This is a genomic window from Bacteroides faecium (assembly GCF_012113595.1).
GTDB classification, from domain to species: Bacteria; Bacteroidota; Bacteroidia; order Bacteroidales; family Bacteroidaceae; genus Bacteroides; species Bacteroides faecium.
Map to the genome: position 1 here is coordinate 5325386 of NZ_CP050831.1, position 24119 is coordinate 5349504.

The window sequence follows — 24119 nt, forward strand, 5'->3', positions numbered from 1 at the left end:
GTATATAATAAAAAATTTATTAACTGATATACTTCAAATACCCTGAAACAAGAGTGTTTATATCATATGGATGTATCAAAGTCTGCTTCAAATTTTGCGATTTAGCATTAGCAATCAATCTAGCCAATGTTTTATAATCATGTGGTTCAAATGTCCACAAATCTTCATCATCTTTCCCAATATATTCAGCAACCCCTTGATACTTACATATCATAAATGGTACACCACAGGCTGCCGCCTCAGTACATACACATCCAAATCCCTCAAAATAAGTTGGCAACACAAATAAATCCAACGATTGGTAATATCCCCTCAATTGAGAATGCTCGAACTCAGAAAGTATCTCAATATATTGTGTCAAATTATTATTAACTATATATTGTTTACAGTTGCTCAATGTGGGGCCAGAGCCAACAAAAATTATTTTAATATCATGAATGCCATTGTCAACAAGTATTTTTAGTGCTTTAAGGAGTGTTATTTGATCTTTCAATTCCACAAAGTTTGCTATACAACCTATGGTATAAGGCTTAATGTTTACTCTTCTTTCTAAATCCTGCGTTTTTTCCAAGGGTTTAAACTTTTCACAATCAACTCCATTATATAATACATAAACATCCTTTATTTTTGGTTTACGAACTCCTTTCACAGCACTTAATGCATTGCGGTAGTCATCATAATAAAGATGTTGCGGTGCATTAGGAAAACTCAGTAAAGAATCTTTCATTCCTTCACTGACGCAAACATGCAAATCCACTTTCTCAAACAATTCAATACTTTTATTTGCTCTAAAAATTGCATTCCATTTTTTTCTCGCCCATTTTCCATTACGTATGGTAAAGGGATCGCAATCATGATGTTGAACGATAGCTTTTATCTTTGGGTTAAGATTCTTCAGAGCCAAAGCATAGGCAGCAAACTGAGAAGTATGACCATGAGCTACTGCAATGTCATTAATCTGAATACCAAGTTCTTTGACTCTCTTTATGAATAGGTAGGAGTTAATATCATTTGTGAGTCCATTCAGAATATAAGAAGGCATTTCAATACTATCGAAGTAGTACACTTTTATCCCTTCATAGTCATAGGTCATAGTCCTTGTCCAAGGACACTTAGGCTTAAATACTATGACTTCATAGTCACTATTCTTTTCAATTGCCTTTACTTGATCATACACATAAGGACCTCTAAAGGAATCTTTCGTAGGAAAAAAAGGCGTAATAGATATATATAGCTTTTTCACAGGATATATAATAAACTTTTCTACATTAATAAGATTAGAAATAGCATTCAAATTACCATTCTCTTTTCTTACTTTCGCCAAAAAATACCATTCTAGTGATAGGGTTAATAGAGATAATGCGGTCTATGATAAGACACAAAATTACCACAATAACAGCATATGCAAATGCTATGACAAATTGTAAGAAAAAGCCCATAGGTACATTGACTACATCATGCAAACATTGTGGCAAAGTTGTTATAAACAAATAATGAATAGCATATATAGGTAACGTGTTCTTGCCAACAATGCTCAATGCTTTAGCCCACTTTACTTTGTCAGGAATCTCTTTGCATGCCATCCATATTACCACGCAGCCACCAAGAGCTGTTGTAGCAAATATTGCATAGCTCTGCAAGTAAGAGAAATACCATCCCACAATAACCGTTACGAGACCTAATGCATATGTATATTTGTTCAAAACAGCACTATATATACATGGATATTTCCGGCACATTATACCCAGTGCAAAAAAAGGGAAGTAGTACTGTACATTTTGTATAGGCAACAGTCCTGCAAGTTCTATGTCCTCTATTTTGCCTATAAGTATAATCGCATAGAGGGTAGAATAAAGAACTATATCTGACACTATACCATACTTGAACTTCTTTGACGCATAAGCACACAATGTACTTATAACATCACACCACCATAATGCCAAAAAAAACCAATACCCACCCCTGTATACCATTGATAGTGGAGATGTTACAACACCATTGCAGACGTTTAGCAATACCGACCATACTATTAACGGAACAAGCAACGCTCTGGTGCGCAACACAAAACGATGTACAACAGCTTTCACACTCTCATCTCCGTCTTTATAAGCAAAGAAACCAGCTATCATGAAAAATATAGGCATTTGAACAATGCTCATAAATGCTCGTGGATAACTATCTGCCTGCATTCCAAATTCAAGAATGTGCCCCATAACTACAAATAACATTGCTAGCCCACGCATGTAATCTAACTCGGGAATTCTTAAATAAGTTTTTTGTATCATTATACACATCATATTGATTATATAGAAAAAATTTAATCCAAAAATTAAATCTTAGGCAAAAGTTTTCTATGCTTGATTATATATCTTAAACCGCTCAATTCAAAATGCAATAATGCAGGTTCAGGACTCAAACTCATCCTTGAACGAAACCATTTTCCTGACAAAGTATTCACAACATTAACATTACTAACTGCTGTAGAATAATTCATAGATTTCGCTATTTCCAAGCACTCACAATCTACTTCTTGAGGACCACCAAAAGGAAAGGACAACACTTTGCTAGAACATTTCAAATCTGACATCAGTTCTTTTATTTTTTCTTCATGTGAAAGTTTTGCTAATGGATAATGAGAATACGTATGCCAACCGATCTCCCAACCTTTTGTTCTAAGTTCATTCAGTTGTTCAATGGTTGGACATCCCAATCTTTGTTCAGCATACTTCTTTGGCAATGATTTTATGACTGAATCAATGGGATAAGTTGCGTCCAGTGCGTTCAACAGCCTCACCCCCTTTGAAATAGAATCATCCAGAAATGCAGGCCATAACACGCTTGACCATATCTGTAGACGATTATTGTCAGTAACATGAATATCTAAGCATCTTTCACCAAATCTAAGTTTGTATTCACCATTTGGCACATAGCTTACCCAATGCAAAAGCAAATCAATAGTAAGTGGTCTAGCTTCTTCATTTCTCTCACCATCATCACTATTTGGCGGCAATAATTGCCCAGAAACAAACAAATAGGCTGGGATACCTCTTGCAAACAAATATGGGGCTGCAATTTCCACTTGATTCTGATACCCATCATCAAAAGTTACCGTTACAGTCTTTGCATCGTCAAGATCCAATGAAAAACCATAAAAACGTGAAATTTCATCTATGATGGTTTTAAAATCAGATAGCGAACACGAGACTCCGTTTGCAACATTTTTTTCAAAACAATCGTCTGGCAATACATTATGAAATGTGATGATTCGTTTTCTATCCCTGTTGAAAAAATACGCCAATCTATGCAATTGTAAAATATAACATATTTGAGCTATCAATTTTGTCATGTACTACAAAATATTTCTGTTACTAATAAAGGCTATAACAATCTTAATATTTTCTTGCTAACCTGCTTTACGCTAACTACAACTATATGGATAAATGGTTTAGGATCATGCCAATCTAATACATAATAAGCATTTGCTGTTATTGCTTGCCAACACCATTTTAGGAATGAGACCTTTCCCTCAAATACATTATAAATATCCAATAATTGCATTAACAGATAAGGAGTTTTTATCCGAATGGATTCTATATAATCTTCAGTTAGTGTTCCTGTACAGTATTTAACCCAACACAGTGGATAGTTTACCCCCGCAGCCGTATACAAATACCCATTCCCATCATTACGCAAATTTATTTCCAAAAAATAAAACTTATCACCTTTGCATAAAAGTTCTATACTAAAAATTCCATCATATTTTATCTCCTTTAAAAATATAGAAATCGATTTTTTGATTTGCTGAGGGTAATCATTAATATCATCTAAACGTATGTAAACAGACTGTCGTTGCAAATCATCCCGAATCTTTCTCACTGCTCCTGTAATAATAGTGTCTTGACCATGATTATACGCAAAACCTACAACATCTATTTCGTAATCTTTATCAATATACTCTTGCAGCAGATAATCAACTCCTTCATGAAAACAGTTTTTTAATTCTTCTTCGTTTTCACATCTGAACATATCTGTTTTTAAACTAGTAACACTGCTATTACCTTTTATTAAACAAGGAAAACTGATGCATTTAGGAATATCCTCCTTATTTGCAATATGATAGGATTTTATTATTGAGAATCCACTCTTTTCAGCTATAGAAAATGTATTCCATTTATTCATATAATGATTTATCATTCCTTGCTGCTCATTCACATTAAAAATAAAGAATTTATCTTTCAATGCATCATAATGATTATCTAAAAAACATATTGAAGCATCGCTAGCACATAAAATAATAGGCTTATTAGGCTCGTTCCAATAATTCTTACGCAATATCTCAAGTGCATTGTCCAATGATTCAAGATGATAAAGTTCTGATATATATTTACTGAATCTCAAACTACACCAATCGAGTCTACAATGTTCCAAGAGTACTATAATTGGATATCTCTTTTTGCCTAAACTTTTTATCAATCCAAGTGTATTATAGTGACTTCCGCCAATAACAATAATCTTATTGTCTGTACCTTTTTTTTTCATAACAAATTACTTTTGTAATCAAGAAAAGCTATTTATGCAACTTATAAAGAATATAATCAAAAGAGCTCCCTAATACTCGTCTAGCCTTAAATCCAATTTTCTCAAGCAACGACATGTCGCTCACTTTTTTTTCCCCATTACTAGGAATGCTAGTCACAAAATCTGTATTATTTTGTGTACAAACAGAAGGAAGAACTACATAAAGTTTTATAGCCTTGTGCCGTACCCATCGTGCCCAATGATCACAAGGAACACAAATTGGCAAATTCTCTTTCAAGAGAGCTTTTGCTGCAGGTTGAGTAATTATATAAGCATCAGTACAATATCCGTTATTTACTTCTCTTATTTCTTCTCCATCAACCACCTCGTTAGTATAATTTGAAAGTAGAAAAACCTGAGGTAGACTGTGTTCTAAAAAGAGTTCCACTCGTTTTACTGTAGATTTGAAATTTTCCGTTAAAACAATATCATCTTCTAATATACACGCATAAGGAATATTTTCATCTATCATTCTCTGATAAAGTGAGTAATGAGATAAACAGCAACCTATTTCACCTAGCCAAATATCTCGCCCCGTACAACAACGAAACCGGAAATAATTCACTTTTGAATCTCTTTCTTCCTTTGGCATTTCCTTCGCATAAACAGCCGGGAAACGTTCATATGCGATACACAATCTTTTGAGTTGAGCATCTGCTGCTATAAGACGATCTTTGTCTTTATCTAAATTTATCAAGAATGTTTGCATGTTAATACTGTTTTAAGCTTTGTTGCCCAAGATAATAGCCATGGCAGCTTTGTCGCTAACCAAATATAACGAGCCGAAGTCAAATGAATCCTTTTTTGTTCGTATTTACTCATAACTTCTTTAAATTTTTTCTGTAAAGGCCGATTCCATATCTTGCCAGTTACAGCATGAGAAGGTATGCATGTTGCGAGATTTGTAAGTCGAGGAAGAAAACCATTAGTTGGTTTTATGTGATACTTGGAAATAAACTCATAAAGATTAGTCAAAACTTTGAAAGTATCATCTATAACTTGCTGATGAATGTTAGCATTATGATATGCAGAACCTTCACGAAGACGATAGTAATAATTGGTATAATGAATCTTTATAGGATTGGTTGTCAGCAACTCGCACTTACGCATGAATTCCAAGTCCTCGCCCAATATTATACTTTTTGTAAAACGAATGGCATACTCTCCATTTTTATCCCAAAATTTCCGGTTATACCATATAGTTGGATGCGTATATGAAATCCACCTTTTGTAAAAAGTATCTAAGTTATCGCATTCATCATATGATATAGTTTCAACAGCGTATGGAATTGCTTCGCCATCATTAAACATCTTAATGTCGAACATTACTATATCTTTTTCTTTCAATAATTCTACATCAACAGGTGTATTTGAATCAATAAGATCATCTGAATCAACAAACCAACACCATTGTCCTTTTGCTATATCCAGCCCTAAATTACGAGCAACGGAGACACCTTCATTCTGTTTGTGAATTACCTTGAAGCGCGTATCTTTTACTGCATATTCATCACAGACGACGCCACTATTATCCGGCGTTCCATCATCTATAAGGATTGCCTCCCAATTGGTAAATGTCCAATTGATAATTGAGTCTAAACATGTACGTAGATATTTATCTACGTTGTAAACAGGTATGATAATTGAAACTAAAGGCATAAATCTAAAAATATTACAATCAAAGGACAGGTTATATCAATAAGCTAATTGCAAAAGTTTGAAGCGGGGAACCATCGAAAGTCTATAAACAACCACTGCTACAATTATGCAAATAAACACAGCGATAACGGTTAACATAATTGTACTTGGGTGTAAAAGAAATGATATAGCAGCCAATACTGTTCCATGAATACAATAAATAATAATTGAATAAACTCGTAACTGTTTATATACAGCAGAATCTTTTAATGGCATAGTGTAAAATACAGCAAACACAAGAATAGTAAATGGTATACTAATGTAGTCTATCGGACATACTGGCGTAAGCAATAAGATAGAAACAAGTAGAAGTAATTTTACATACTGTGGCGTCCTCCCAATAACTCTTACAAATTTATCTGACGAGCAATAATATCCTAACATCATCCAAAACATTCCTCTCCAAAATGAAAGAATTAGACTCCCTACATGCACTCTATACCATATATGGCAACTGTACAACTATCCAAAAAAGATAAAGAAATAATGTTCTTTTTTCAAACATAAGTAATTGCCTATTCTTTTCTTTAGTTGTTGTAAGGCTACGTACCTTACGGAAAAAGAAAAAAGAAGAGATAACAAAAAATGTTGATACACAGACATTGGATATATTGTTTATGAGTACTCCAAAATAATCATTGGCAAGCATCTCGAAAACACAACTATGTACGCCAACGATGATGATTGACATTATGAACTTTAACAAATCAATACCGTTTAGATTTCTCATAATAATGATTAGGTCACTGCTTCTACTACCCTTCTAATCGGCTTTTCCATTTTCCGCCAAACAATATCCCATAGTACTATCCTCAACCTATCAATCACAATAGCAACGACAAATACTCCCACAACAAATGCAAGAATACATATTTCATTCACAAATACCCAATCTGTCATCTGGTAAAGACCTGACACTACAGGTTTGTACCACACACTTAGTGCAAAAGGATTAGCATGTAATAGGTAAACCGCAAAACTTGAAGATGACACCCACACAATAACTCGTTGAAAATGAAGAGGGAGATGCATCTTTTCAAAGATAAAGAAAAAGGCGCATGCTTCAAGAATAACGAATGGACTGTTATATGCAAATAGTGTCCAACTGACTACGGATACATGGTCGCATAAGACTGGCAGATATGCAATTGCCACACCAAGGATAGTGAGCAAAATAGCTATCAACATATATGAATATATATATGTGTACTGGTTATACCTCGTAAACTTAGGTTGATACACCTTGAAATATCTGGCCAAAAGGTAGAGACCAACGAACGATAGGACTGAATAGCCACCCTCGTATATCGGTAGTAACCCAGTCCAACCATATACAAATTGTAACACATAAAACGCTATCAGTACCCTTTTGAAAGTTCGCCTACTAGTATGCTCTACCAAGGCATTCAATGCGGGACTAAGTATATATAGCAAAAGGTATGCACTAACAAACCAAAGAGTATTAATGACGGTTAGGCATTTGGTAATATTGTTCATCGATACGGGCACTTTCCCCAATGCCGCCATCACACCAAATGATAATATAAGAAAGAAAAATACTTGAAAAAAGAAACCTACAAGCGACTTTACCTTAGGTCTGATGCCAAACCAACCTGAGATTAGCACAAATACATCCACAGAAATTACAGATACAGACTGTACAAATGTAATCCATGTCCATTCAACGGGCGCACAGACTATCATCTCTCCTGTAGGAGAACCCATTGAGTAATAAGCAGTATGCACTATCAATACCAATAGCATAGCGCAGATACGCAACAATTCAATATGAGGTTGCCTCATCTTTTAAAAGCGTTGGAATATCCAGTATATACGAATAGCTTTTTCTATCATAAATTTGCAGAACTTCTTCAACTTTGTATCTGGATTAACCATGATTGTCATCAGCGACTTTCCATAATCAACCAAAAGGTCAAACTCTTTTCTGCAAACAGTCACAGGTACTATGAAACTAAATCTAACCATGTTTAATCAATTGTATAAAAAAACAGCGAAAATTACATAGTAGTTTTACAAACCTGAAAAGAATGCCATTTTTCTGGAACTCACTATACAATGTGGCTCCTACAAGAGTTTGCAGAAATTCATTCTTCCTTTTACACACAAAGTATGCTGGAGAGAAAAATGCAGACTTAGGGTCATTAATATACTCCTTGACTCTTGCAGGAATTTCTCCTTCACGTTTTAGTTGTTTATATATTCCATCGTCAAAGAAAGGAGACCATTCGGCTTTTCCCTCCCATGTATTATTAAAGAAGTGAATAATCTTGGCATGATGGAGATACTGAATACTAGTGAGTACTTGACAGTTCCAAACACCGGATAGCTCTTTTATAACATGCCCACAGACCTTATCGGAAACTAATAAAGCTGGCTGATCAAAGCATTGGTTCTTTTCAAAGGCTGCAATTTTCCAATTCTTATGCCACTCTTCAAAAAACTGATGAGTACGAGGAGTATCCTTTACAAACATCACACCTGAGTTAAAATAGTTGCTCTCGTCACCTACATCTACACCAAAAATGTCTATCACGCGCTCGCGGATAACAGGTCCATCAATGAGTTTGTCCAACTGAGCATGATAATCCAACACACATGCTACATCTGCTTCTACAGCATCTATACTACTAAGACTGTCAGCAATGATTGTATCTGTATCAAGAAAAAGAAGATTTCCCTTTAAATACTTACGATAGGTAGTTTTGATAAAGCGAGAACGTTCTTTTAGAGTATACTCTTTAGGGACATCTATAACTTTTACTTCAGATAGATATTGTCTAATCTTTGCCCTATCACCTACCAACGAAACTTCTGTACTATCATCTGTTAAAAGCACCACTCGTACTTCGGGATTGTGAAGACGAAGCGAATACAATGATAACCATAGCTGCTCAATATATAAATCCTTGTCAGAGCTAGTAAGAATATATACTATTGTTGTATTCATACTAAATAGAAGATATCTTTTTGAAATAATTAAACCATTCTTTTCCTCTATTGCCCCACGAATTGCTATTTATAATCTCCTTACATTCATTACTTACTGACACAAGGACACTTCCATTAAAGTATTGAACAATTTTCGAGGATAAATCATTCATTGAATCAACTCTTATATATGGCATCTGATTATGCTGTTCTAATAAAGGATATTTTAGCCAAGCACCATTAAAGACCACAGTATCTGTCAATAAAAATTCCTGAATAGTAGCAGAATTAGCATCAGTGGTTTGTATATGTATAAACATATCTGCCGATATACGTAATAATGCATTCTCTTCATTCGTCAAATAGTTATCAAAGAACCTATATTCAAATCCACTTTCCATCAACTTACTTACCAAGGAAATCTTATAATTATTTGGACAAATTCCATAGCTAAATGGAAATACCAACATTGTGTTATTAGGAAGCCGTTTCTTAACGGCAACTAATGCAGTAATAATGTTTTCATGATTCTGTTCTGGCACTCTATTATATCCACATACTATTATGTATTTCTTAGCGAATCCTAATTTTTCCTTTGCTTCAGTTTGATTATATGGCATACGCAACAAAGAATCTATTGTCTCAGATCCGAAATACATCTGAACAAAGACTGCACTACCCAAAGAAAATATTTTCTGAATGTCATATTTCATCCTATCATGAGGATAAGTAATTGCATATCCATCCTTTAAAACCTTGCGTACCTTTCCCTTATCACTCTCTTTTATACGATATATATCACTACCCCATGGCGTTACTACAATTTTCGCAGTACGACGTTTAATTATATCCAATATATAATAAGAAATATCCGTTACGTAATGAATGTTTACAACATCATATTGATTACTTACTTTTCTAAAACTTATTCTATAGTCTATAATGTGCAACAACGATGACAATACAGGAATATTGTATAAAAAATTTTTAAAATGAAGCCTTACAGAATATAAATCCCTTATATATCTATTGTTTTTTTCATTCACACCCCAAATATCGAATACATCAATACTTATGCTATTAGTCTTATCTGCCAATTTAAGATTGTTTATAAATCTATTTAAATGAGCATCTCGTACTGATCCTAATAATAAGATTTTCACTTTATATATTTTTTAATATTCATCCAAATCTAATAACAATGAGTCACTCTTATCTTACATTTATCATCTTCAAATATTCAGACCATTCACCCATATCGTGCCAAGAATTTTCACTAACAGGGAAACAACCAACACGTCCTCCACGAGCCATTATTTTTTCCATAAGATGAGTGATGTGAAAGAACTCATCTTCCGGAATTTCATCTATCAATTCTGGACTAAGGATGTACACACCTGAATTGACCATATAAGTATGTTCTGGCTTCTCCTGTAAACTTTGCATCAAACCGTCTTCACCAGTTTTGATAACACCATAAGGTATCTTAAAACTCTTGACGAGGGTAACAATAGTCATATCATTCTTATTACTAACATGATAATCATACACATCACGATAATCCTGCTCGTTGATGCTATCACAGTTGCTCACGAAGAAAGGAGTGGTAATCTTTCCCTTCAAAAGTGATACGCTACCGATGGTTCCGAGAGGCTTATTCTCCATAAAAAACTCGACGTCATACTTATGTTCAAGTTGAGAAAGATAGAACTCCATCATATCTGCCTTATAATTGACAGACATATAGAATTTATGGCAACCAATATTCTCGAATTGATCCATAATGACTTCCAAGATAGTCTTATCTCCTACCGGAACCAAAGGCTTAGGAATTACATTAGTAATCGGTTTCAATCGAGTACCTTTACCTCCCGCCATAATGACAACGGGAAGGTCAATTTTCTCACGATGCTCGGGTTCTGAATGCTTGAACATCTCACTCCAAAGATAGACATCCACAAGATTACCATTTTCATCCACCACAGGCATACACTCTGCACGAAGTGAAAGCATTTTTTCTCGAATCTGTGCCCTTGTTTCTGTAGGTGATGCAAACTTTTTATTTATATCGATTATTGTAAAAACAGAATCGTTCAATGCTGTTTGTTTAATTATTGCACGCTGGATATCACCAATAGTGAGTATACTAAGAAAACGATCTTCATCAAAAACAAAAAGCATCTTGACCTTAGTCTCATCCATCTTTTTAAGTGACTGGAGTACTGTCATCGAACATTGTATAGACCTTTCTTGAATTTTTTCTAAAACAGCCATAGTTTTAAATCTTTATGTTAAGTTCCAATCAGTTGTACCGAACGACATCCGCTGGATAATCTGTGCGGTCGGATAACTCTATTTCGCAGGCACTCCTTTTACTATTTTATTATCATCGACATCCTTTGTTACCACAGCACCTGCTCCAACTGTTGAGTGGTGCCCAATCTTCACCTCTGGAAGTATAGTAGCATTTGCACCTATATATGATGACCTTCCAACAGTAATCCTACCAAGATTTATAGCATTGGGAGCTATTGTAACATAGTCTGAGATGACATTATCATGCATAACGTTACAATTGGTATTGAGTTTTACATAATTACCAATAGTAGTGCATGCAGATATATTCACCCCATCTTGAATGATCGTTCCTTTTCCAACTGTTGAAAACTTGGATATTGTTGCTTGGGGGCTAATGACTGTAGCGAAGTCATAACCTAACGGTTTGTACAGATTGACAAGTTTCTCTCTGATTTTGGGTGAATCAGGGGTGAGAACCAACTTGCACTTACCATAATTAGAGAACAAGACTTCAGCATCAGCATCAGAACCAATCACAGAATATCCAAAATAGGAATCCCGTAACCGACCATCTATGATACCGACAATATTGTAGCCCGCTTTTTCACAAAGTTCAATCACCTCGTGAAAACCACCGAGCAATATAACATCTTTATCCATAGATTTCCTTGATACCATTAGCTACTACTTCACATATGAAATCAACCTGTTCCATAGTAAGAGATGCATACATAGGAAGAGTTACCTCATTGTCAGTAACATAGTCCGTCTGAGGAAGTACAACATCCAGTTCTTTGTAAGTAGAGAAGTGGTGAGCTGCAGGATAGTGTACAGAAGTCTGAACGCCCTGAGCATGAATGTACTCACGAAGAGAGTTACGCTGCTCCTTTGTAGAATCTTTAATGACGATTGGGAAGATATAGTTGCTGGTGAATTCCTTGCAATCTACAAAAGGAACCACTATCCGATTAATTTTAGCGAGATTCTCTTCATAGCGCTTGCGAACTATTACACGAGTCTCGAGATCGGCTGGAAGCTTTTTGAGCTGCTCAATTGCAATCGCAGCACGAATATCATCCATACGAAAGTTATAACCAAGACAAGTGATATCATACTCTGTTGCATGACCAGATGCACGCTGGTAAGACATGGTGCTCATACCATGAGAACGAATAAGACGAGCCTTCTGAGCCATTTCCTCGTTATTGGTGATAAACATACCCCCCTCACCTGTAGAGATATTTTTATTAGAGAAAAATGAGAAGCTTGCGCAATCCCCTATAGTACCGAGTTTCTTGCCCTTATACTCAGAAAGAGGACCGTGACATGCATCTTCAACAACCTTGAGACTATGCTTTCGGGCAATCTCCATAATAGCATCCATATCGGCAGGGAATCCAGCCATGTGTACAACAACTATACCCTTGGTGCGAGATGTGATCTTAGCCTCGATATCCTTAGGATCAATGTTGATGTGACCAGGACTTACGATGTCGGCAAATATTGGAGTGGCACCAACGTAGCGGATACAGTTGCAAGAAGCAGCAAAAGTTAGTGAAGGACAAATAACTTCATCACCAGGACCAAAATCGCATACCATACAGCAAACGTGAAGTGCGTCAGTACAATTAGACATGCTGACTGCATACTTCACCTTCCACATGTCAATAAACATTTGCTCAAGTTCGGCATTTTTAGGACCAGTAGAGATCCAGCCAGACTTAATAGTATCATATGCAGCTTGAGCCTCACGTTCATCAAAGTTCAGATTGAACAAAGGAATTTTGTAAGCCATAATTCTCTATAATTTAATTTGTCAATTATTTATTTATAAATTACATCTTCTGATCAAGATTCTTACCTTTTTCCTCATGTTCAAAGTTAGGTATAAACCTCTTGATTGATTCTACTACTTCTGCCTTGGTAAAGTCATCCTTTGCAAAGATACCTTCTAACTCATTAAAAAAGCTGTTGATTTCAGGCATTGGACGACGTTTGGTCTCCTCTACTACTCCAAGAGCAGAGAAGCGCTCCATATTGATTTTCTCACCTGGAATATAGAATTCTTCATATGCCTTCTCTCCGGTGGTATCTGATTTGAAGTAAACCACAGGATATGTGTCCGACTCGTACGACATGTTAATAGCATACTGCTTTGCCTCTAACTCATTCTTGCACTCTACCTTGATGAATCCCTCCGCCTTTACGAAATCATCGCAGATAGTAGAGAAGGTGAGCATTTGGTCTTCACCCAACTTAGGAAAGAACACCTCACCACCATTACCGAGGACACAAGCGAGCATACAGATCTGACCAGACTCCTCAGGTGATACGAAATAGCGCTTTACATCAAATGGAGCTGCCAGAGGTTGTTTCTTCTGAAGGCGATGAATCCAGCCATCAGGAAGTGAACCATTAGAGAATGCTACATTAGCAAAGCGTGCGGTAGTAACCTTGAAGTGAGTGTTGTAGGCCATTACAAGGTCTTCCATGATACGTTTACTGGCACCCATTATGTTCACGGGATTGGCAGCCTTATCAGTGGAGACGCAGAAGAAGTGCTTAGGTGGATAGATGGTAAGGAGATCCATCAGCTTTTTGGCCTTGATGTCGTTGTTCTCAATAAGTGCCTGAACGGAATATTTGTCTTTCTCTGAACGCACGTGCTTGTGAGCTGAGAAGTTGGCAACGATGTCAAAGCCCTTCTCCTCGCGAAAAATGCGTTCAAAAATAGGGTCTGCAAAGTTGAGTGTGTAGCAGCGGAACTCCTCGGGCACGAAAAGTCCCTCGGTGGAACGAACGTCACGAACGAGTTCTGCAAGGCCGTTCTCGTTAAGGTCAACAACTACAACCGAAGCTGGTTTGAATCGGAGTACAGCTTTGATGAAACTAGAACCAATACTGCCAGCACCACCAATTACACACACTTTCTTACCCTTGATTTCAGTGGTAAGAAATTCCTTGTTTGCCTCAATATCTAGTGCAAACATACTGACTGAACGAGAGGTCACAGAGTCAGAAATGAACTTCTCTAAGTTGAACATTTTATAATAATATTATTTTATCCTTGATTTCGCAAATGCTATAACATCAAACTGATTTGTACATCTCAAAAATGATAATACTATCATCAAACCCAAGACACATTTGAGTATCAAGTGTGCAATCATAAACCATGAAGACGGCATTAATATGTCATAGAGCATATACACAACAATTAATATGCACGCATTGATAACAGGTTTGATAAGGCTCTTTAACACTGGAATAAGTGACTGATGCATAACAAGCACATATAATTGAAAGTATGAATTAAAAGTTGCTAATATCCCACTTCCTGTCCATCCCCATGCAATAGCTTCGATAGTGCCACCAAATACAGCAGCGACAATAAAACCTATTACTGTAAGACATGTATTGATGATTGTCACATAAAACATTTGTTTTGAAGCATTACAAGATAGGAATATTGCTCCATTGGGGTTACATATCAGCATTGTTGGAATGGATAGAGCTAATATCTTGAAAGTTGGAACAGCCGGAAGCCATACTTCTCCAAACATAACTACCATAATTTCTTGCCCAGTAAAATATAAAATAACCGCAATAGGGAAGCCTACAGATGCTATAATGGAGACAATCTTAGCATATTTTGTAGACATCTCCTTCATGTCATTTTGAAGACTAGTCATGATTGGCTGTAAGACAGGATAAATAACAGAAGATACATTGTTGAGCGGCATCTGCATTAACCGATATGACTTCTCATAATATCCAAGTGCATTTGCAGATATCGTTTTTCCAATAATCAATTTATCCAAATTTCGTGCAAAATAATTAGTAAACTCAGAAAGAAATACAAATGATGAGAAAGAAATAATTCGCTTAATGGGTTCAACATGAAATCGACTACTAATCCGAACAGGATAAAAGTGATTGTTATACAAGAATGTACACAACGACGCAAATATCTGCGGACAAACAAGAGCATACACTCCTGCTCCGAGAAAGGCAGAAATAATACCTATTACACCAAATAAAACCTGAAATGCAAGGCTTCGAGTTGCCATTTCCTTAAATCGCTTATTCTTGGACATCAATGCTGCCGGCACCATATTGATAGTACCAAAGAATAGTCCCACAGACAAAATCTGAATAACCGGAGTAAGCAAAGGAGTACCGTAAAAATCTGCAATTACCCAAGAAGAACCAAAAGATACACTACCTATCACTAATCCAAGAATGATGGAAAAGGTAAATATATTGTTTAAATCATCTTGAGAGAGATCATTTCTCTGTATGATTGCAGGGCCGATGCCAGCACTTGTAAAAATACTTAAAAAGCCCAATAACACGGAAGCAGTTGCTACAACACCATAGTCGTATGGTGTAAGTAGGCGTGCCAATATCATAGATATGACAATACCTATAATTTGACCCGAATACTTATCAAGAGCTGTCCAAAACAGCCCCTTCTTCATTTCTTGTCTAATATTTGACATTGTTTTTATTTATCTTCCTCCTGTTATTACTTCCAAATTATCTTCTTCCTCCTTAATTCCGAGTAAAAATAATGATTAAAAAGGAGTTATTGTATAAACAATCAAAGAGATAATGGATTACTAATATAATATCCCATTGGCATTCTAATTGTTATGCAAGATAAAAGTAAATATAGTTCAAAAGAGTATACAGTGCTAATAATAAAATCATCTTTACTGGTAGAACATCCATTAAACTATATATAACTAAAAGCAAAAATGGTACCAGAAATCTTATTGTATAAGTATAACTATTCCCATTGTTCCAACTACAATTATTAAAGTTCACAAAACTCCCCAAACTCATCTGACAACCAACTAGATAGCATCATTCATTCTGCCACATTCTATGTTACACTTTCATTAATTTGATATGACAGTAACATTTCTGCAACAATCAAAAGAAGAAACAATTCCAAACGTGGTATGAATAGTCTCTTCGACTTTTTGACGATAATTATAGGATGTAACGTATAACATAACCTGCTAAAAAAGAACATAACCATATGAAACAAGTAGAAAAAACGACTCTCCAGCATTATGTATACTATCGTTACAGTGATAATAATAAATCTCTTGCAAACATCAATTCAGGGTTGTTTCATTCGTAAAGTATTTTGTATAAAATATCATTACTTTTCCCCTATTCGGGTATAACTAAATCCCATCTCTTCCAACTCTGCACGATTCCAGATGTTACGCCCATCTACAACATACTTATCGACCATTACTTTCTGAATCACATTCCAAGTTGGCAATCGAAATTGTCTCCATTCAGTCATTAGTAACAGGGCATCCGCACCATCTGCGCAGTCGTAAAGATTCTCCGTATAAACCACGACATCACCAATACGACGTTTACACTCATTCATTGCAATGGGATCGAACACTCTCACGCTAGCACCATCCTTCAGCAATTTATCAATCACCATTAAAGCTGGAGCTTCGCGCATATCATCCGTATCAGGTTTAAAAGCTAAACCTAACAAAGCAATGGTCTTGCCTTTTACATCGCCCATCAAACGAATAAGTTTGTCATAAACTATGCTCTTCTGACGATCATTAACTCGCTCTACAGCTTCAATCACTTCCATGTGGTAACCGCTGTCGATACCCGTACGCACCAGAGCTTTCACATCTTTTGGGAAACAGCTACCACCATATCCGCAACCGGCATAAAGAAATTTCTGACCGATACGTACATCCGCCCCTATTCCTTTGCGCACATGGTCTACATTGGCACCTACTCGCTCGCACAAATTAGCTATGTCATTCATAAAGCTAATGCGGGTAGCTAGCATAGCATTAGCAGCATATTTGGTCATTTCTGCACTAGGAATATCCATAAAAATTACACGGAAATTCTGAAGCAAGAAAGGTTGATAGAGCTTGGTCATCACCTCCTCTGCTTTTTTACTTTCAATACCTACAACCACACGATCAGGACTCATAAAGTCTTTGATAGCAGCACCCTCTTTCAGAAACTCAGGGTTACTGGCTACATCAAAGGGTACATCCATTCCACGTTTATCTAACTCTTCCTGAATGACAGCTTTCACTTTTTGAGCAGTGCCAACAGGCACGGTAGATTTAGTTACTAAAATAGTGTATTTGTTGATGTTTTGTCCAAACTGCTTGGCTACAGCAAGTACGTATTTCAAATCGGCACTACCATCTTCATCCGGCGGAGTTCCCACAGCGGAGAAAACAACTTCCACGTCATCTAAAATTTCAATCAAGTCTGTTGTGAAGTTCAATCGTCCGTAACCCACGTTACGTTTCACCAACTCTTCCAGCCCTGGTTCATAAATAGGCATTTCACCCTTTTTTAGTTTATTAATCTTATTTGCGTCTACATCCACGCAAGTTACTGTAGCACCCATTTCAGCAAAACAGGTACCGGACACCAAGCCCACATAGCCTGTGCCAACAATTGCTATTTTCATATATTGTTATTGATTAAGATCTTATTAATTCCATGCAGAATTGAGTACATATCTCACAGAGGTAACAATTGGGAATATTTACCTATACAAAAAGATGTTAGTAGTCAATTTTAAGCCCTCTCATACAAGCACCTTTTGCAAGTACCTATATTAAGTTTTAAACGTTTGCATAACTATCGGCATATTACTAATCCAATTTTATCTAGTTGCAGACTATCAAATATCTACAACCGTAAGAAATATCAGTAGTAAACTCACCTAAATAATTTCAATCAAACCTACCTTGATCTTCACTGTACTGATTATATGTGGATATTTCAGTCCCTTCACCACTGCTGAAATAAAGCATGAAGTGGTGTTGAATTGTCAGCAGACTAACGACACGTTCTACCACATTGTTATCTATTGGGTATCTCTAAATGGTAAGTAAAAATATTGTTTACCCCAACATCTATTTAGTTTAAAGCTCTAGACAGATAAGCTACGACTTTGGAAGAAGCACTGATTTTCTCTATTTTCAGATGTTGCTTGAGGTTGATAAAGATATAGTTGTTTCCAAGTCCTTGGCAGTAAGTGCCTCTTTCCTCTGCTATTATACCCTCATCAAGGATGGATTTTACTTTCAATAGATAGAAAAATGACAGAAAAACCTTATATTCATTTTACTTTATGTTCCCCATACCCGTAGCCATAACCATAACGTTTACCATAGCCATAATACTTGCCATATTTACCATAGCCATAGTAATAGCCATATTTCTTCTTCTGAAGATCCAAACCATTGATGGCAATACAGAGATTAGGCAATTTACTATTTTCAGCGAGTTCATTGATCAAAGTAAACTCAGCCTTACGGGTGTAATCAGCACGACATACATAGACGGATAAGTCCGCTACACGTCCTATGAGCAAAGTATCTGTCACCATACCTACAGGAGCAGTATCCAATATCACATAGTCAAAATTCTTCTTCAAGGTTTCAACTGCTTTCTCCAGTCCGTCACGAGCCAACAATTCTGTTGGATTAGGGGGAACTGTTCCACCGGGAAGAATATATAAGTTCCTGTTTATATCAGAAGGCTGTACCAAATCCATCAGATTTATAGTAGGATTAGTCAGAAATTGAGTTATACCATGCTCTTTCTTAGGTATGTTAAACACCTTGTTCAATCCCGGTTTGCGAATATCAAGACCAACAATCACAACCTTTTTCCCTAACAAGGAAAGACTGATAGCCAAATTGGTGGATATAAAGGATTTTCCCTCACCACTAATAGTAGAGGTTACCAAAATAACATTCTTATCATTTTCAAGCATGAACTGAAGGTTGGTACGGACATTTCGGAAAGTCTCGCTCATCAAATTGTTCTGGTTCTCAAATACGGCAATAGAGCCAGTCTTTTCATCTGCTAATGGAATGTCACCGATAACAGGGAGCGAAGTCAATTTTTCAACATCAGCTCGACCTTCTATTTTAAATTTGGTCAAACCAACCAGATAAATGATACCTATCGGAATACTTATTCCAAATATCAAAGCCGCAAGATAAATCGTACTCCTCTTCGGAGAAATCGGAGCACCATCCGCCTGTGCCTCGTCAATAATCTTGGCGTTATTGGCTATAGCAGCCAGGACAATGGCATTCTCCTCACGCTTCTGAAGCAGCATCAGATACAAGCCAGACTTGATTTCCTGTTGGCGAGCAATACTAACAAATTGTCGTTCCTGGGTAGGAGCGTCACTAATACGACGGGAATAACGACTCGCTTCACGGGCCAAATCAGCCCTAGTGATCTCAAGACCTTTCAGCGTTGCATCCAAGGTGGTTTGTATATTGCCACGCATCGCTCGGATGCTGGCATTAAGATTTACAATTGCCGGATTGCTTTCCGTGGATGTACGCAACAGACGGTTACGCTCGGACACCATTTCATTATACCGGTCAATTGCACCCGCTACACCTGCATCCTGTAAACCGACATTCGCAGGCAATACTTCATATTCAGTGCCTTGGAGATATCTTTGCAAATCCATGACAAGATTAATCTGAGTCTGATTCTCCACACGTTTCTTCTCATATTCAGCATTACCCGTCAAGGCAATCTGGGCTTCACTTGTCAAATCTGTAATACCCGCACTACGCTTAAAATTCTCCAGATCGCGCTCTGTACTACCTAGTTCTTTTGATATGATGCCGATACGCTCGTCAATAAACTCGGCAGTTCTCTGAGCCACCTCATTCTTGTCATTATTGGCATTGATATTATACATCTCAAGCAGCTTGTCTATATAGTCCTTACCACGCCGGGTATTGGAATTCATAAGTGAAACGGTCACTACGGAAGTCGCCTTCGAGGTAGGAGTTATTGACAGGGAACCGGCGTATCCTTTCGCTACAGAAAAAGGTCTGTTAATATAAGCCGTGATATGACGTTCTTTTGTTACACTCTCCGGACGAAGTGATGACAGGGTATCATTATTTGCCCAAAAAGCAACCGTACCTTCATCGGTCGGAAGTACGGCTGGTAATTTCTCAAAACTTTTCCGATACTCTTTCTCTCCCACTTTAATCTGTACATCCATCACACCGGAAGGTTGTAAGGACATACCTACTTCCATTGTCTGCGGAAGTTTATCCGCTTCCTGTGGAGTCAGGCTTACCAGAACTGGGGAAGTACGATACAGTTCCCTCTTGGGAAACCTGTCCTCGTCCATATAAGTCACGAACAATCCCAAAGAGCTGACTACCTCCCTTGCCAATGTCCTGGAAGTCAAAACCTCAATTTCATTCTCTATATTACCCGATGAGGAGACAAAGCCATTCATCCCCATCTTTTCCAATTCGGAAGACATATTCGCACCACCGCCTTTCTTCTCATCCTTAATCAGAACTGTGGCGGAAACATTATATATAGGTGTTGTCAGACGTAGATATCCCCATGCAACAGCAACACAGACTATTACTGAAACAACGAACCATGGCCAATGAATCAGATAACGGAAAAGAATTTCCTGAATATTGATTTGTTCCTCGGATTGTGCCCCCGTTCTTTCTTTTCTTTCCTCAACCATACGATATTATTATCTGAAGATTGTTACTAATAAACTTGTTAATGACATCAAAATAGAAATAGCAGAGAACCAAAGACCTGTACTGTTACTGATATCTGAATTTCGGGCCTTCGCCTTGTTCGGAGTCACATATATAATATCGTTCTGCTGCAACCAATAGTAAGGAGAAAGAAGAGTTTCGGCCTTATTCAAATCCAATGTTATTATCTGTTGTTTACCGTCAGCACCTTCACGAATCAATTTAACATTGTCACGGATTCCATAAATGGTCATGTCACCCGCCATGGCCAAGGCCTCCAATAGATTCACTTTCTCATTGCTGATAGTAAATGTACCAGGACTAGCGACTTCTCCTAACACGGAGATTTTATAGTTGACCATACGGGCAGTAACTATCGGAGTTTCTTTGATATAGGGCTTCAGCTTCTCCACTATCATTTGCTCCACCTCCTTTTTAGTCAGTCCACCCACTTTCAATATCCCCAATACAGGGAAATTAATATTCCCCTCATTATCTACCAGATAAGTCTGTTGAGAGGATTGAGAAGTACCCTGTGGGTTTCCGGCAGTCATACCGGCAGAACCGGTCGCTCCCAGGTTGAAAGGAGCCGCCAGTTCAGGGTTCGTACATGACACCATGATAGTAAGCTGATCCTTAGGCATTATCCTGGCATCATACAGAGTTTCCTGTTGGGCAACCTGTCCCACAACTTCAGAGTCCTGCAGATAGGGGACTTTCTTGTATGACTGGCAGGAAGCAAGCAGAAAGAGTACAAACAGGCAGGAAAGTATTCCACCGACTTTTTTCTGCATACTTGCAGCAATGCAAAATGAATTGTTCATAATATATTCTAGTTTATTGTTCTTTATCCAATACCTCAAACCGCGGAGAATTCTTCGATTTGAATTCCGGGACTACTTTCTTCATCAGTCTGACCGTATCCATGATCTTAACCGCACGGGAGAGTCTCTCAAACTCTGTGTACGTATCAAGGATATCGGCATACTCATACCGGCGGACTTTAGCTATCATAATCTTCTTATTTTCGGTTGGAAGCGTATTTTCCTTATCACTCAATACCTCTTCATAAAGTTTCTCACCAGGACGTAAGCCTGTGAATTCAATTTTGATATCCTCTCCCGGACGATAACCAGCCAGTTCAATCATGCGAGTAGCCAAATCGACAATCTTCACAGCCTTACCCATCTCAAAGACAAAAATCTCATTACCCTCTCCCATCGTAGCGGCTTCCATTACCAAACGGCAAGCCTCAGGAATAGTCATAAAGAAGCGGATGATATCAGGATGAGTTACAGTAACAGGTCCTCCATTCTCTATCTGTTCCTTGAAACGAGGGATAACTGAACCATTACTACCCAAGACATTACCAAAACGGGTAGTGATGAATTTGGTATGGCCTTTCACTTTTCCTTCACGAATGGCACAGCCTAAACTCTGCACATAGATTTCTGCCAGACGTTTGGAACATCCCATCACATTAGTAGGATTAACAGCTTTATCAGTAGAAACCATTATCATCTTTTCCGCACCATACTCCACTGCCATATCAGCCACTTGACGTGAACCTGTGACATTGACAAGTACCGCTTCGCAAGGATTTTCTTCCATCAAAGGCACATGCTTGTAAGCAGCAGCATGAAAGACGATTTGAGGATGGTAAATTTCAAATACCATGCGTACACGTTCTTTCACACGCACATCACCAATCACCGGAATAAAATCTATAGTAGGATAATTCTTTTCAAACTCAAGACGGACATTATGCAAAGGAGTTTCTGCTGAATCAAACATGATGAGTTTCTGAATACCCATCTGTACCAATTGACGACAAAGCTCACTACCAATACTACCGGCAGCACCTGTAACCAATATAGTTTTCCCTCTGAATTCTTCTGCAACTTGACGGAGATTGATATTAATCTCAGCACGTCCCAACAAATCTTCAATCTTTATAGGACGCACCCACTGATGGAAGTTACCATCAGAATCCGCTTCACTGATGGTAGGCGCAATCAGAGTCTTAAGAGAATTGCTTTTACAGTATTCCAGAAGACGGTTTTCCTCCAGACGGGTATCTTCATAACGGGCAAACAAAATGCCACGAATCCCCCGTTTACGCATTATATACTCAACATCCGATTCATTTTCAAAGTAATAAATGGGAAGATCTGTCAAGCGACGCCTGCTGTTACCTTTACCATAGGTATAGAAACCTACTACTTTATAGTGTGCACTGTCACGGAGACGAAGTTTTAAAGCTACACTCTTTTCATCAATACCATAAATAAGAATACGAGTATTTTTCTTATTCATCCAGTCTAACAAAAAATCGTAAACGATAATAAGTGATACACGAAAAGCAGTAAGTGCCACCAAAGTCAATAGACCGTCAAACAGAAGATAGGCCGTTTTATAATTGTATTGTAGTTGCGATTCGGATATAATCCAAAAAGAAACAACCAACAAACAGGCAACCTTGAACAAGACAGCACACATGATGCGCCAAAGTTCACGTGCCTGAGAAAAACGAATCGTATTACGATAAGTATGAAATAATAAGGAGCCTGCAATACTTGCTGCTAAAGAGACAAAAATAAATTGGCAAAGCATCCAGTCAGTCATTGGAACATGTGCCATATAGTGAATTACGGCATAGGCTATCAATGAGCATAAGACAGATATTGCCGTGTCAATACCTAAAATTACCCAATAACTGAAATAGTTTTTGCGGACATATTGTACTATGTCCTTCAATGTCTTTTCCATTATAGTATAAACGAATAAAATTATATTTCGAAAATTGATTTATCTGATTGATTATTATCAGCACAAAGGTTATGAGCAAGACTTCAATGGCGGTAGTGTTACCACACAAAGAATCCCCTCATCTTTCGATACGTACATACATTTCTACACTGTATCCCTTTAGAGGATACAATTCATTAATACTTTCATGGATTTTTATTCACTCGAGAGAGGTCATCGGTGCACATACCTAGCTTTTTATCACCGATG

The 24119-nt window shown here is 37.2% G+C and carries 19 protein-coding genes; all 19 read right to left on the minus strand.

The features are described from left to right. Nucleotides 1-19: 19 nt before the first annotated feature. Nucleotides 20-1324 carry a glycosyltransferase family 4 protein gene (locus BacF7301_RS19940; protein WP_167965588.1) on the minus strand — a complete coding sequence of 435 codons (1305 nt, stop codon included), beginning with the start codon at nt 1322-1324 and terminating at the stop codon, nt 20-22. Beyond that, a complete protein-coding gene (locus tag BacF7301_RS19945; protein WP_167965590.1) occupies nt 1296-2285 on the minus strand; it encodes an acyltransferase family protein in 990 nt (329 codons plus the stop codon). Before BacF7301_RS19945 ends, BacF7301_RS19940 begins: the two co-directional genes overlap by 29 nt. Nucleotides 2286-2329: 44 nt before the next feature. Beyond that, nucleotides 2330-3346 carry a polysaccharide deacetylase family protein gene (locus BacF7301_RS19950; RefSeq protein WP_167965592.1) on the minus strand — a complete coding sequence of 339 codons (1017 nt, stop codon included), beginning with the start codon at nt 3344-3346 and terminating at the stop codon, nt 2330-2332. Nucleotides 3347-3378: 32 nt separating this feature from the next. Beyond that, nucleotides 3379-4539, minus strand: coding sequence for an ATP-grasp domain-containing protein (locus BacF7301_RS19955; protein WP_073345988.1), 1161 nt, complete (start codon nt 4537-4539; stop codon nt 3379-3381). A gap of 28 nt (nt 4540-4567) precedes the next feature. Continuing rightward, the gene (locus tag BacF7301_RS19960) at nt 4568-5287 is read right to left on the minus strand and encodes a glycosyltransferase family 25 protein (protein ID WP_167965594.1); all 720 of its coding nucleotides are present in this window, start codon (nt 5285-5287) and stop codon (nt 4568-4570) included. Further along, complete coding sequence (locus tag BacF7301_RS19965) at nt 5272-6237, minus strand: glycosyltransferase family 2 protein (protein WP_167965596.1); 966 nt, start codon at nt 6235-6237, stop codon at nt 5272-5274. Before BacF7301_RS19965 ends, BacF7301_RS19960 begins: the two co-directional genes overlap by 16 nt. A 475-nt stretch (nt 6238-6712) precedes the next feature. Next, nucleotides 6713-7006: an acyltransferase family protein gene (locus BacF7301_RS26130; RefSeq protein WP_369805547.1), complete on the minus strand. Its 294-nt coding sequence runs from the start codon at nt 7004-7006 to the stop codon at nt 6713-6715. Nucleotides 7007-7014: 8 nt separating this feature from the next. Continuing rightward, nucleotides 7015-8079, minus strand: a complete 1065-nt coding sequence (locus tag BacF7301_RS19970) for an acyltransferase (RefSeq protein ID WP_167965598.1) — start codon at nt 8077-8079, stop codon at nt 7015-7017. Between the two features lie 175 nt (nt 8080-8254). Further along, nucleotides 8255-9244: a glycosyltransferase gene (locus tag BacF7301_RS19975; protein WP_167965600.1), complete on the minus strand. Its 990-nt coding sequence runs from the start codon at nt 9242-9244 to the stop codon at nt 8255-8257. Nucleotide 9245: 1 nt separating this feature from the next. Then, nucleotides 9246-10388, minus strand: coding sequence for a glycosyltransferase (locus tag BacF7301_RS19980; RefSeq protein WP_167965602.1), 1143 nt, complete (start codon nt 10386-10388; stop codon nt 9246-9248). Nucleotides 10389-10437: 49 nt separating this feature from the next. Further along, on the minus strand, nt 10438-11499 hold the full coding sequence (locus BacF7301_RS19985) for a nucleotidyltransferase family protein (protein ID WP_167965604.1): 1062 nt from the start codon (nt 11497-11499) through the stop codon (nt 10438-10440). 78 nt (nt 11500-11577) lie between these two features. Beyond that, nucleotides 11578-12183: a NeuD/PglB/VioB family sugar acetyltransferase gene (locus BacF7301_RS19990; RefSeq protein WP_167965606.1), complete on the minus strand. Its 606-nt coding sequence runs from the start codon at nt 12181-12183 to the stop codon at nt 11578-11580. Further along, complete coding sequence (locus BacF7301_RS19995) at nt 12176-13318, minus strand: DegT/DnrJ/EryC1/StrS family aminotransferase (protein WP_167965608.1); 1143 nt, start codon at nt 13316-13318, stop codon at nt 12176-12178. The genes BacF7301_RS19990 and BacF7301_RS19995 overlap by 8 nt, the downstream gene beginning before the upstream one ends. 40 nt (nt 13319-13358) lie before the next feature. Further along, on the minus strand, nt 13359-14567 hold the full coding sequence (locus BacF7301_RS20000) for a polysaccharide biosynthesis protein (protein ID WP_167965610.1): 1209 nt from the start codon (nt 14565-14567) through the stop codon (nt 13359-13361). A 12-nt stretch (nt 14568-14579) separates the two neighbouring features. Further along, on the minus strand, nt 14580-16025 hold the full coding sequence (locus BacF7301_RS20005; protein ID WP_167965612.1) for a lipopolysaccharide biosynthesis protein: 1446 nt from the start codon (nt 16023-16025) through the stop codon (nt 14580-14582). A gap of 671 nt (nt 16026-16696) precedes the next feature. Continuing rightward, a complete protein-coding gene (locus BacF7301_RS20010) occupies nt 16697-18010 on the minus strand; it encodes a UDP-glucose dehydrogenase family protein (RefSeq protein ID WP_167965614.1) in 1314 nt (437 codons plus the stop codon). A gap of 657 nt (nt 18011-18667) precedes the next feature. Beyond that, nucleotides 18668-21082 carry a GumC family protein gene (locus BacF7301_RS20015; RefSeq protein ID WP_167965616.1) on the minus strand — a complete coding sequence of 805 codons (2415 nt, stop codon included), beginning with the start codon at nt 21080-21082 and terminating at the stop codon, nt 18668-18670. Between the two features lie 9 nt (nt 21083-21091). Continuing rightward, nucleotides 21092-21925: a polysaccharide biosynthesis/export family protein gene (locus BacF7301_RS20020; RefSeq protein WP_167965618.1), complete on the minus strand. Its 834-nt coding sequence runs from the start codon at nt 21923-21925 to the stop codon at nt 21092-21094. Nucleotides 21926-21938: 13 nt separating this feature from the next. Next, a complete protein-coding gene (locus tag BacF7301_RS20025) occupies nt 21939-23870 on the minus strand; it encodes a polysaccharide biosynthesis protein (protein WP_167965620.1) in 1932 nt (643 codons plus the stop codon). Nucleotides 23871-24119 lie beyond the last annotated feature (249 nt).